Raw genomic sequence first — 11,794 nt, 5'->3', positions numbered from 1 at the left:
CCTCGCGTTGAGGGCTGACGACATCGGTGTTTGACTTACTCAATGGCCACCACGAGCCCGCCGTCGGCGTCCGTCCAGGACGCCAAATCTGCCGATGCGAACCTCGCTGACCGCATCAATGCGTTGTTCCAGTCGCATCGGCGCCCCGACGGCCGTATGTGGACCAATGACGAGGTGGCCAACGGCATCAAAAAAGCCGACCCCAGCATCAAGGTCGGTGGCGCGTATCTCTCGGCGCTGCGCACCGGAAAGCGCGCCCGCCCGGCCATCGACCTACTCGGCGCGCTGGCCGACTTCTTCCGGGTTCCGCTGTCGGTCCTCACCGATCCTGAGCGCACCTACTCGCTCGACGAGCGCCTCGGCGCCCTGGATGAGACCACGCGCGACGAGGTGGAGCTGATCGCGTTGCGCGCGATCGGCCTGAACAAGCAGAGCCTGGAGACCGTCGCCGCGGTGCTTGATCACGTGCGCGCACTCCAGGGCCTGCCTACGGTGGACAACTCGGTCAGCAACGGGCAGTAATCATGCCGAAGATGCGTTGTGTCACAACCGATCTACGGTCCACTCGCGAACTTCAGGCCATCCACAAGCAGTGCGCCCGCAAGCTCGCCGACCTTGGGCTTGAATCACTGACCACCGTCGAAGACATCCGCGCCCGCGCCAGCGAGCTCAGCGAGCGCGATATCCAACTGGTCCCCTACGCCCTCTCCGGCAGCGGGGTGCACGGCCTGCTGGTTCGCACCGACGCCACCGACTACGTGGTGTACGACAGCGACACCACCACCATGCATCGCGAGCACATCATCCTGCACGAGCTCAGCCACGTGATGTGTGGGCACACCGGTTCCAGCAAGCGCGAGCTGGCTGAAGTCCTTTGTCGTGAAACGTATCTGGACGACCAGGAGGTCGAAGCCGAGATGCTGGCCTCCATGATGGGGCAGCGGGTCAGCCCTGACAGCCACCGTCCCATCGCCGTCACGAACGCCAATCTGCGACGCATCCTGGCATCGCTGACCTTGGAAGGCTCGCCGGCGGCGCCGTGACGTCAGTTTTCGAAGACTCCGCCGTGGCGTATTCGGTCGCGGCCGTCTTCAGTTTTGGCGCCGTGGTGGTGGTCGCCGCCGCCATGCTGCGCTCGGGCGTGCGACCGCCCGCTTCGGTGGCGCTGTTGTTGTCCTTCCTCTTCAAGGGGATTGCCGTGACCTTGGCGACCCCACCTGTGTACGAGAAGTTCGACAACCTGGTTGGCGTGCACAACATGGGCCGGCTCGTCTTGAACCTGTCCGGCGGCATGGCGTGGACCGCATGTGTCCTCACCGTCATCACCTTCTGGGGTGAATCCGGTCCGCGGGCCGTCCAGCGCGTCCGGCTGTGGATCGGGATGGCCGTCGTCATCGGCGGCGCACTGATTCTCTGCTGGTTTGTCGCGCCCACTTCTGAACTCCCCCAGGATTTCTACTCATCGCACGGCAACAAGCCCGCCTGGGTCGCATACATGCTGATCTATCTGATCACCTATGGCCTGGGTGCCCTCCTGATCATCATCAAATGCCTGCAGTACGCCCGTTTTCACGACGTGGCATGGCTGCGGCGCAGCATGCTCCTCACTGCGGCCGGGGCCGCCATGTGCCTGGCGTTCTGCATCATGCGGGCGCACTCAGCGATCTACGGCATGATCACCAACGACAGCTTCTCCTGGCAGCGTCTGGCGCCACTGGCCGCCACGATCGGGCAGATGCTCATCGTGATAGGCCTTGCAGGACCGTCGCTCTCACAATTGGTCTCCTCGGCACGCCAACGCTTCCAGACCTACCGGTGGCATCACCAGCTCGAACCGTTGTGGACCGCACTCTATGAGGGCAACACCCAGATCGCGCTGGCACCGCCCAGCGCCGCGATCGGCGACCACAACTACCGCCTCTACCGCAGAATCGTCGAGATTCGCGACGGCCTCAGCGCCATCCGCCCGTACCTCACGAAGCCTGATGCGGGCATCTCCGTCACCTCTGCCGCCCACCAGATCCGTGCGGCCATCGAGCAACAGCGCGCCACGCCACGCAACGATAAATACTCGGGCACCAAGATCATCGGCGAGGTTCCGGGTGCCAACCGCAAGGAGGAACTGCGGTGGCTCCTGGACGTCTCACGCGAGCTTGCGCAGATCAACCGCCAACACACACCTGAGGCACCGGGCCCGGGTCTGGCTTCTTCGTCCTACGCTTTGGGACGTTCCTGACGGCCCGGACGATCTCGCGGACGGCGATGAACACCAGGTAGGAGCCGAACACCAGCGCGAGCCAGCGCGCGTTGAGCGCCAGCGCCAACAGCGCACCGATTACGGTGCCCGGCAAGGCGAATGCCGCCAATCGAAAACCGATCGAAGCATCGGCCGTGCCCTGCCGCAGGTGCGTGGTGGCCGCGACAAGCGCATTGGGCAGCATCACCATCAGCGAGGTGCCCTCCGCTACGTGCAGCTCGGAGCCGAACAGCACCAGCATCGCGGGCACTGTCAGCAGCCCGCCGCCCAGGCCCAGCGCGGCCGACCATGCGCCGACCACGAATCCGACGACGGCCCCGATGGCGACCACCGATGGAACATGTGAGAGCACGCCATCGGGCAGCAGCGCATCACCCGCCGACGGGTCTATCCCCGCGGCACTCAACAGCAGCTTGGCCGCGGTGGCAAGCAGCACAAACACGAACAGCGCCTTCAGAATCCACTCCGGGATTCGCGCCACCAGCTTGGCCCCCACCACCGCGCCGATCACGCCACCGGCCATGAGCCCGGCGCCGGCCACCACATCGACCTTGGCACCGTGCAGCGCGTAAACAGTGCTGCCCGCAATCGCCGCTGAGACGTTGGGCAGCGTCGATGTTCCGTGAATGACGGCCCGGCTCAAGGTGGTTGCCCGCGCCAGCGAAGGAACGGTGATGACGCCGGTGCCGCCACCCAGCAGCCCGCCCGACACGCCACCGAGCACGCCGATGCGTGCCAGCGTCGGCAGCCCCGGAGGTTCGGTCATCCGGCCACCCGGAGCTTCTCGATATCGGAGAACTCGGACAACCGGAAGAACGCCTCAGCGCGGTCCAGAATGCGCTCACGCATCGTCACCGTCTGGCCGTGGTTGCACCCTTCCAACATGGCGAAGTAGGCACGCGGCATCCGGACGGCGGCCTCCCGTGACTCGGCCAGCCGCATCGGATCCTCTGACCCGGCGAAAAACAATGTGGGGGTCTCGATTTGAAGCAAGGCATCTTCCGCCACCCCCGGTTCGGCATCCCACTGGCGCAGTAGCGCCGCCAGCCCGCACTGACCGAGCGCCTCGATGGTCGTCCGAAATCCCGACCCCATCTGCTGGCCGCGATGGGCTTCCCAACCGTCCACGAACGCCGCGAGACCGAGTTCCTCAACCACCCGAACGGCATTGGGGAAAATCAGCACGTCCACCGCGCCGCGCTGCGGTCGGTGCGAGGACCCGGCCACCACCAGAGATGTGAGCCGTTCCGGAGCGGTGGCCGCGAGGGTGAGACCGATCCGTCCGCCTAGTGAGTATCCGATGTAGTGCGTCCGACGGATGCCCAGGTGATCCAGAATGGCGCACACGTCGCGCACCGACGAGGCTATGGAATACCCGTCAGGATGATTCGGCTTCTCACTCGCGCCGTGCCCGCGCACATCGATGGTGGTCACTGGGTACTGCTGGGACAGCTGGGCGATGTAGCCGTGTTTGGACCACACGGCCGAGTTCTGCAGACTTCCGTGAGCGAGCAACACGTGCTCAGCCCCAGGCCTGCGCTTCCCGTAGGTGCGATACGCGATCGCGGCACCATCCGGATCGGACCGTCGTACGAAACCTGCTTCTGAGACCCCAATTTCGCGCACTTCGGCGTTCGACATCAATCCGGACATGAGGAATCCAAACCTTCCGCACCTAATCAAACATCTGCTGATCCGGGCTCGTGCGCGACGCTGCGCATGCTCAACTGGCCGTTTATCGGACATCAACTGTCCGTTATCGATCCGTGTTGATATATCAACTGTCAGTTGATTCGATCGACTTGTCAACTGGAGGAGGCGGTACATTGTCAACTGTTATGCAGGTCACACAGGCTTGTGTTAAAGCTCCGTTACCTGCGTAAGGACATCGCGATGCCGTCGAGGATGTCGTGCTCACTGACCACCAGCTCGGTAATTCCGGCGCGCTCAGACAACTCGCGCGCCAACTCCTCGACAACGATGGATCCGCCACCGATGACGTCGACACGTCCCTCATGCATCGGCCCAAGGGCAGCCCGCTCCGATCGCGGCATTGCGATCAACGAGGACGTTACCTCGGCCAGGCGCCCCAGGGGCACTCGCGAAAGGTGGATCGCGGCCGGGTCATACACATCCAGCCGGTGCGCCAGTGCCGCCAGCGTGGTGAAGGTGCCCGCGACCCCTACCCAGGTGCGTGCGTCGCGCACCGGCACGACGTCGAACGTACGCGCCAACTGTGCCCGCACCGCATCGCGTGCCGCCGCGATCTCGTCAGCGGTCGGAGGGTCCGAGTGCAGGCATCGCTCGGTGAGACGCACGCAGCCGATATCGGCGGAGAAGCTGGCCGTGACGCCGTCGCTATCGCCGATCACTGTCTCGGTGGACCCGCCGCCAAGGTCGACCACCACGAAAGGCTCTGCCGCCGAATCCAGCTCGCCGACCGCACCGGCGAACGACAGGCCCGCCTCCTCGGTGCCCGTGATGACCTCCGCAACGGCTCCCGGCACGACCGCTCCGAGCAGCTCGGCCGTCATCGCGAAGAATGCCTCACGGTTGGAAACGTCACGCGCAGCGGATGTTGCGACCATGCGGACACGCTGCACCCCCAACGATTCCATCAGCTCGGCGTACGCACCCAGCGCCACCCGGGTCCGTTCGATGGCCTCCGGCGCGAACTCCCCCGTCGCGTCGACGCCCTGCCCCAGGCGCACGATCCGCATCTCGCGGTGCACATCGCTCAGCCTTCCGGCGCCATCGATATCCGAGATCAGCAGACGAATCGAATTGGTGCCGCAATCCACGGCGGCAACACGCGTCACTCCCATACCTCGGGAAGTACGCCGGGCATGGTGCCAGCCAGCTCCCGAATTGCCTCATCCCCCAAGGGATTTACCCCCGGGCCCACGGCGAGCGAGTGCCCGATCAACACATGCAGGCACTTGACCCTGTCGGGCATCCCACCCGCGGTAACGGTGGTTCCGAGCGGTTCGATCGCATCACGCTCGGCGAGGTAGCTCTCGTGCGCGCGCCGGTACGCGGCCGCCAATTCCTCATCGGCGGCAAGGCGTTCCGTCATATCGCGCATCAGACCACCCGATTCCAGCCGGCTGGCCGCAGCCGTCAGAGCCGGATGCGTCAGGTAGTAGAGCGTCGGAAAAGGTGTGCCGTCGGGTAGGCGCGGGGCGGTCTTCACCACCGCGGGCTCACCGTTGGGGCAACGGTAGGAGACCTCCAGCATCCCTCGCGGTGCGCGGCCCAATTGCGCTCCGACCGCGGCGATATCGTCGTCAGAGATCACGGGCGCGGCGCCGTGGGTGCAGGCGGAACGGTGGGCGGTGCGGTCGGTATTGCCGCCGGGGAATCTGCGATGTTGTGCCACAGATTGGTGTACCAGGGATTGCCGTTGTCCACCGGCCCCTGCCCCTGCGGCTTGGCGTCAACGGGTGTATTCGGCAGCTGCACCTGGAACGGCACCTCACCGGGCATCACGAACCCCAGCCGCTCACGTGCCTGGGCCGCGATATAGGCCGGATCCGCCAGCCGGCGCTTCTTGTCCTCGAGCGAGGCAATCTGTTCTCGCAGTTGGGCTTCCGCGGCCGCAAGCTGATTCCTCTCGGCCTGCTGAGAGAAGTAGGTGCGCACCGGGCCTGCCACCGTCAAGGTCAACGCACACACCACCGCCGCCAGAATGGCGGCCCGCCGCGCGGTGGACCCGAGACGCTGCTCGGACTGATGCTCGGCGCTGCGTTCGATCGACGCGGCCACCGCCCCCGTCGTCTTCGTGGCCTTGGCCGGTGCCGCGGGGCCCCGGACAACCTTCTGCGCCGGACGCTTGACCGGCGTCCGTTTACGCGCAGCAGGGGCCGGCCCCCGCGACCTACCGGACGCGGGGCGGCGCTTGGATTCAGCCACAGCTCAGCTGTCGGCTAGTTGGACGGCTCGATCGAGAAACGCGGGAAGGCAAGATCTCCCGCGAAGCGTGCGGCGTCACCAAGTGTTTCCTCGATACGCAGCAGCTGGTTGTACTTGGCCACCCGCTCGCTTCGCGCCGGGGCGCCGGTCTTGATCTGGCCGCTGCCCACCGCGACCGCCAGGTCGGCGATGGTGGTGTCCTCGGTCTCGCCACTGCGGTGGCTCATCATCGTCTTGTAGCCGCTGCTGTGCGCAAGCGTCACCGCGTCCAATGTCTCGGTGAGCGTGCCGATCTGATTCACCTTGACCAGCAAGGCATTCGCAGCACCACGCTCGATGCCTTCCTCGAGGCGCTCGGGGTTGGTGACAAAGAGATCGTCGCCGACCAGCTGTACGCGGTCGCCGATTGCCGTGGTGAGCGCGACCCATCCGTCCCAGTCGTCCTCCGACAGCGGGTCCTCGATGGACACCAGCGGGTAGGCGTCAAGCAGCTCTGCGTAGAACGCACCCATCTGCTCGGCGGTGCGCTTCTCCTTCTCAAAGCTGTAACCATCTGCGGCGCTGTAGAACTCGGTGGCGGCAACGTCCAGGGCCAGCGCCACGTCCGAGCCCAGCTTGAGGCCCGTCGCCTCGATGGCGGTGCTGATCAGATCCAGCGCGGCCCGGGTTCCTGCGACATCGGGAGCGAAGCCACCCTCATCACCCAGACCGGTCGACAAGCCCTGCTTCTTGAGCACGGACTTGAGCGAGTGGTAGACCTCGGTCCCCCAGCGCAGCGACTCCTTGAAGCTCGGTGCGCCGATGGGCGCCACCATGAACTCCTGCACATCCACTCCGGTGTCGGCGTGCGCGCCACCGTTGAGGATGTTCATCATCGGCACCGGCAGAATGTGCGCGTTCGGGCCACCCAGGTAGCGGAACAGCGCCAGCCCGGCCGAGTCGGCGGCGGCCTTGGCCACGGCCAGCGAGACGCCCAGGATGGCGTTGGCGCCCAGTCGCGACTTGTCCGGGGTGCCATCCAGATCCAGCAGGGCCTGATCGATGAGGCGCTGATCATCGGCGCTCTCGCCGATGATGGCGGGGGCGATCTCGTCCAGCACGGCGTTCACGGCCTTGGTGACACCCTTGCCGCCATAGCGGGCACCGCCGTCACGCAGCTCGACGGCCTCGTGCTCACCGGTGGAGGCACCGGAGGGGACGGCCGCCCGTGCGAACGTGCCATCGGTCAAGGCGACCTCGACCTCGACGGTCGGGTTGCCGCGCGAATCGAGGATCTCGCGGGCGCCTACCTGCTCAAGAATCGGCACTGTCTCTCCTTTGGGGGGTGCTCCGGTGGTCGACTAACAGACTAGTGCTAAAGGGTCGCACCCTTGGCGTAGGCCGTGGCCCAGTCCCGTACCTGCTCGGCGTACACGTCCGACATGTTGTAGGCCCATAGTGCCTTGATCCAGCCGTCGGTGGTGCTCAGGTCACCGCCACGCGAACACAGGTACCCGGCCGCCGAGAGCGCCGCATCGTCGATGTTGTCAGGGCTGGGCTCGCCCTCGCCCGCCGCGCGTACCCCGTAGATGCGCCAGGTTTCCGGAATGAACTGCATGGGCCCCATCGCACGGTCCTGGTTTGCGTCACCGTCCAGCGCACCCTTGTCGGTGTCCGGGAGCCGCAGGTTTCCGTTGGACCCGTCCAGACGCACCCCACGAATGGGCGGCAGGGCATCACCATTGGGCTGAAGCACGGCGCCGTGATAGGTGCCGTTGTGGCTCTCGACGGTGCCGATTCCGGCCAGCGTGGTCCACGCGATCTTGCAGCGCGGGTTCTCCCGCTCGGCAACCTTGGCCGCGTAGGCGTAGGCCTCCAGCGCGATGACGGGAATTCCCGTCTTCTCGGCGCGGGGCGTCGACCACTCGCGCAGCTGATCGGCGGGCCGGCCCTGGATGTGCGCGGGCGGCGTCGCGATATCGGGCACCGGATCGCCGGCAGGCGGCGGCACGCCCTGAGGGAGCGGATTACGGCCACCCAACTGCCAGGAACATCCTCCTGCCAGCAGAAACACCGATATGGAGACGACGAGCATGATCCGTCCTAAGCGCGCCGAGAAGGAGCGCACAGCGAGGGACGACACGACAGAACTCCTAGACGGTGCGATGGATTGCCCTCCATCGTCGCATGAGCTGGCCACACGGTGATGCAGCCAAGGCTGCCGCGGGCGATTGAAGCGGCTGATCGGACTAGCTCAGCAGGGCTTTTCCGTACCAATCGCCCTGGTCGGCTACACCCGGCAACGCAAAGAAGTATCCACCACCGAAGGGCTGCACGTAGTCAACGAGCGGCTCGTCGTTGAGACGGTTCTGCACCGTCTCAAATTGACGCTCCAGATCCTGCTGGTAACAGACGAAGACGTGGCCCGACTGCATGTTGCCGTTCGCGTCCACACCCAGGTCGTAGTTGTAGGACCTGCGCACCAGCCGCTGCCTATCCGTCTCGTTGGTGCGCGGATTGGCCAGCCTGATGTGTGCGTCGAGCGGAATCGTCTTGCCGTCCGCATCGGTCGCATAGTTGGGTGTATCGAACTCGTTGTTGCCGTCCAGTGGCGCACCGCTGTCGCGACGGCGACCAAACATGCGCTCCTGCTCGTTGATGGAGACGCGGTCCCAGAACTCGACCATCATGCGGATCAAACGCACCACCATGTAGGTGCCACCCGCGGTCCAGGCCGGTTCACCTTCGCCGGCCCACACCAGACTCTCGGCGTCGCTGGAAACGGGGTTGGCGGTACCGTCCTTGAACCCCAAGAGATTTCGACCGGTTCCCGACGGGCGCGGCGGCGAGTTGTATCCCTCCATGCGCCAACGCATCTGCAGATCACCGCGAACCGCGCGCGTGATATCTCGCAGCGCATGATGCACGGTGTCGGGGTTGTGCGCACACAGCTGAACCAACAGATCTCCGTGCGACCATGCCGCCTCGGGAAAGTCGTTGGGAAACACTGTCATCGGCTTCAGTTTGACGGGCTTACGATCCGCGAGACCGAACCGTCCGTCGAACAGACTCGAGCCCAGGGCAACCGTCACCGTCAATCCATCTGACTCCACGACGGGACCCAGCACCGCGCTGTCAGCGGGAGGTTCACCGATGCCGAGCTCGGGCGGGGTGCCGCCGTTGCACAGGAACCGCGCGCGCTCGGTGAGCGTCTTGAACGCCGCGATCACCGCATCCCTGTTCTTTGAGGTCACATCGAAGGCCACGTGGCAGGCGAAGTTCTGCTTCTCGGCCGGGGGCGGGACGAGAATTCCCGATTGATGCGCCCCGTGGAACGGGTACCGGCTCGGCGGGGCGGCAACGGTTCCCGCGTTCGCATCGATCTCGGCGCCCTTGATGAGCGCTGCTCCCGTGATCGCGGTACCCGCGGCACCCACAGCGGCACCACGAAGGAAGTTCCTGCGATTGACATCCATATTGCGCGACTCCTTGGTCAACGGCTCGGCGGAAGTTCGATGAGCAGCGGTACCGAAGCAAGCTTCTCGAGCACATTGCCGAGCGCCGCATTGACCGACTGACGCTCGCTCAGCGGTACCTGCGCAAGCGGTCGCCAACGACCATCCTGCTGTGTGCCCTTGAGGGCGCTACCCAGTGCATCAAGTCGAGACTTGCTCTCTTCCAGCAGTTTCGGCGCACGAGCGGTAACCAACGGCGCGAACTGACCGAGCACCGCCCGGGTGGCATCGACTGCCGCAGCGGCCTCCTCGTACTCGGTTCCCGCTCCCTGGTTAGTGAAGCCCATGAGCTGGAATCGCAGGGTGTCCTCAAGGATTTCGTGGGGCCGCTTGGTCTGGTCCGCCGGATCGGTCATCACGTCCGACAGGTTGGCCCGCAGCTTGTCGATGGTGGCCACCAAATCGTCTGCGACCGGTGTCAGCGCAGCCGCCGACTGGCCGTGCCACAGCCCGTATTCCAGGCGACGCAAGCCCTTGAAGTCAGGGTCATTGACACCATCCGGCAGTCCGTGGGGCAGTCCGGCGATGGCGTCTCCGTAATCCTTGAAGCTACCGTAGGCGGCGCCGATCCGATTCCAGGTCAGGATCGCTGGTACCCAGTCCTTCTTGGCAGCATCGATGTTGCCCGATCCGAGATCGTTTCGCACGGTCCGAACCTGCCCGCCCAAGACACCCAGCAGATCGTCGGCGTAACGCTGGTACGCCTCCATGGGCGGCTTGAGATCTTCTTCTGTCACGCGCACGACCGGTTGCGGGGCACCGGGAACCGACTCTCCGCTGACTTGTTGGGCCGCAGAGTATTTGGCGGGCTCACCAGCCATGAGACATACGAACTTGTAGGTTCCGTTCGATAGCGCGGCCGTCATAGTGGCACTCGTGGACGGACCTAACGTCTCGATCTCGGCGACCACCCCGTTGTTGGCATCGACGAGGTTGATCTCCCCCGTCTTGCCGGATTTGTTCATGACGGTGAACGTTTGCAGACCCGTGTGTGCCGACTTCCAGTCATCCGCGCACCCACTCGCGCTCACCGTGACCCGGGCACCGGCATCATGGTTGGCGGCCGGCAGGATCGCGATGACGACCGCGGCCAGCAGCGCCGGCACCACCACGATGGCCGCAGCGACAGCGACGGGACGTTGGCCGATCAATCGCGCGAAGGTGGACGGCTCCTCGTCGGCGTCGGGCTCGGCGGGCGAGGGCGCCAGCCGTGAGACCCGCATGAACGCCGGAATGACGAACACCAGATAGCCCACCCAGGCAAGCACCTGCAGCACCGTCATTCTGGGCGTGAGCTGCGTGATGCCGGTGACGATGGTTACCCACCACGAGTCCGCGGATATCCGCTGGCTCAGGTCAAACGCATACCAGGAGTGGCCGGGCAGCCATCCCGCGGTCTGCAGATCGCCCACACCGTAGGCCAGGATGCCGGCGGCGATCACGATCAGGACGATGGCAGTGCGGGTGAAGAACACCTTGAGATTCAGTCGAACGGCGCGCCGGTATAGCAGCCAGCACAGCGCCACGGCGATCGCCAGACCGATGGCGCCGCCGATCACCGGGCCGGTGGTCTCTCCGGCGGCCTTGGCCGCGGTCCAGAAGAACAGGGTGGTCTCAAGGCCCTCACGAGCAACCGCGAGGAAAGCGGTCAGCGTGAGCGCTCCCGCCCCAAGCACCAGGGCGTGCTCAACCTTCCCGGACAGTTCGCCCGATAGGTTGGCCGCGGTGCGCGACATCCAGAAGATCATTGCGGTGACCAGCCCGACCGCCAGGATGCTGAGCAACCCGCCCACCACGTCCTGGCCGATGGCGCCCAACGAACTTGTGGTGGAGTTGAGGACCGCCGCGAAGCTCGCCGACACGGTGAGCGCGCCGAGCACGCCCAGCCATATCGGGGCGGTGGCGCGACGACCCTCCGCCGCCAGCGAGGACCGATGGACGGCGGCGAGCAATATGCTCACCACGAGGCCCGCTTCAAGCCCCTCACGCAGGCCGATGAGCAGATTGGGAATCGCGTCTGATAAGACCACGCAGATAAGGTATGGCACTCCTAACACGCAGCGCAAATACCCATACGGCCGATGGTCCCATCGCGTCGGGCACAAAGTCCCACCCGGCGTGAATCTAGCTA

Annotated in this window: 12 protein-coding genes; 3 read left to right on the top strand and 9 right to left on the bottom strand. The window is 65.3% G+C overall.

The window, feature by feature from the left end:
• The first annotated feature begins 42 nt into the window (after positions 1-42).
• From B4393_RS00760 to B4393_RS00750, 3 genes are read left to right on the top strand one after another with little or no spacing between them, the layout of a single operon-like run.
• Entirely contained in the window at positions 43-522 is a 480-nt protein-coding gene (locus B4393_RS00760) for a transcriptional regulator (RefSeq protein WP_078279085.1), read from the top strand.
• A 2-nt stretch (positions 523-524) separates the two neighbouring features.
• Positions 525-1,043 carry an ImmA/IrrE family metallo-endopeptidase gene (locus B4393_RS00755; RefSeq protein ID WP_078279087.1) on the top strand — a complete coding sequence of 173 codons (519 nt, stop codon included), beginning with the start codon at positions 525-527 and terminating at the stop codon, positions 1,041-1,043.
• Entirely contained in the window at positions 1,040-2,236 is a 1,197-nt protein-coding gene (locus B4393_RS00750; RefSeq protein WP_078332548.1) for an MAB_1171c family putative transporter, read from the top strand. Before B4393_RS00755 ends, B4393_RS00750 begins: the two co-directional genes overlap by 4 nt.
• Here the strand turns inward: B4393_RS00750 and B4393_RS00745 are convergent.
• The 9 genes from B4393_RS00745 to efeU form a co-directional block, all read right to left on the bottom strand.
• Complete coding sequence (locus tag B4393_RS00745; RefSeq protein WP_078332547.1) at positions 2,163-3,023, bottom strand: sulfite exporter TauE/SafE family protein; 861 nt, start codon at positions 3,021-3,023, stop codon at positions 2,163-2,165. The genes B4393_RS00750 and B4393_RS00745 overlap by 74 nt on opposite strands.
• Positions 3,020-3,910: an alpha/beta fold hydrolase gene (locus B4393_RS00740; RefSeq protein ID WP_078332546.1), complete on the bottom strand. Its 891-nt coding sequence runs from the start codon at positions 3,908-3,910 to the stop codon at positions 3,020-3,022. The genes B4393_RS00745 and B4393_RS00740 overlap by 4 nt, the downstream gene beginning before the upstream one ends.
• A 218-nt stretch (positions 3,911-4,128) precedes the next feature.
• On the bottom strand, positions 4,129-5,076 hold the full coding sequence (locus B4393_RS00735) for a Ppx/GppA phosphatase family protein (RefSeq protein ID WP_078332956.1): 948 nt from the start codon (positions 5,074-5,076) through the stop codon (positions 4,129-4,131).
• A complete protein-coding gene (locus tag B4393_RS00730) occupies positions 5,073-5,555 on the bottom strand; it encodes a DUF501 domain-containing protein (protein ID WP_078279095.1) in 483 nt (160 codons plus the stop codon). The genes B4393_RS00735 and B4393_RS00730 overlap by 4 nt, the downstream gene beginning before the upstream one ends.
• The gene (locus B4393_RS00725; protein WP_109558360.1) at positions 5,552-6,169 is read right to left on the bottom strand and encodes an FtsB family cell division protein; all 618 of its coding nucleotides are present in this window, start codon (positions 6,167-6,169) and stop codon (positions 5,552-5,554) included. Before B4393_RS00725 ends, B4393_RS00730 begins: the two co-directional genes overlap by 4 nt.
• 14 nt (positions 6,170-6,183) lie before the next feature.
• Positions 6,184-7,476 carry a phosphopyruvate hydratase gene (eno, locus tag B4393_RS00720; RefSeq protein ID WP_078279097.1) on the bottom strand — a complete coding sequence of 431 codons (1,293 nt, stop codon included), beginning with the start codon at positions 7,474-7,476 and terminating at the stop codon, positions 6,184-6,186.
• A gap of 47 nt (positions 7,477-7,523) precedes the next feature.
• On the bottom strand, positions 7,524-8,243 hold the full coding sequence (locus B4393_RS00715) for a lytic transglycosylase domain-containing protein (protein WP_078279099.1): 720 nt from the start codon (positions 8,241-8,243) through the stop codon (positions 7,524-7,526).
• Between the two features lie 154 nt (positions 8,244-8,397).
• Positions 8,398-9,624, bottom strand: coding sequence for an iron uptake transporter deferrochelatase/peroxidase subunit (efeB, locus tag B4393_RS00710; RefSeq protein WP_078332954.1), 1,227 nt, complete (start codon positions 9,622-9,624; stop codon positions 8,398-8,400).
• A gap of 17 nt (positions 9,625-9,641) precedes the next feature.
• Complete coding sequence (gene efeU / locus B4393_RS00705) at positions 9,642-11,693, bottom strand: iron uptake transporter permease EfeU (protein WP_078332951.1); 2,052 nt, start codon at positions 11,691-11,693, stop codon at positions 9,642-9,644.
• Between the last annotated feature and the right edge of the window lie 101 nt (positions 11,694-11,794).

It is taken from the genome of Mycobacteroides franklinii, assembly GCF_002013895.1.
GTDB classification, from domain to species: Bacteria; Actinomycetota; Actinomycetes; order Mycobacteriales; family Mycobacteriaceae; genus Mycobacterium; species Mycobacterium franklinii.
This window is presented reverse-complemented; position numbering and strand designations above follow the sequence as displayed.

Excerpts from the sequence above, each read along its gene's own strand:
- B4393_RS00760 (WP_078279085.1), top strand. The coding sequence starts at position 43 with ATGGCCACCACGAGCCCGCCGTCGGCGTCCGTCCAGGACGCCAAATCT.
- B4393_RS00755 (WP_078279087.1), top strand. The coding sequence starts at position 525 with ATGCCGAAGATGCGTTGTGTCACAACCGATCTACGGTCCACTCGCGAA.
- B4393_RS00715 (WP_078279099.1), bottom strand. The coding sequence starts at position 8,243 with ATGCTCGTCGTCTCCATATCGGTGTTTCTGCTGGCAGGAGGATGTTCC.
- B4393_RS00745 (WP_078332547.1), bottom strand. The coding sequence starts at position 3,023 with ATGACCGAACCTCCGGGGCTGCCGACGCTGGCACGCATCGGCGTGCTC.
- efeB (WP_078332954.1), bottom strand. The coding sequence starts at position 9,624 with ATGGATGTCAATCGCAGGAACTTCCTTCGTGGTGCCGCTGTGGGTGCC.
- B4393_RS00740 (WP_078332546.1), bottom strand. The coding sequence starts at position 3,910 with ATGTCCGGATTGATGTCGAACGCCGAAGTGCGCGAAATTGGGGTCTCA.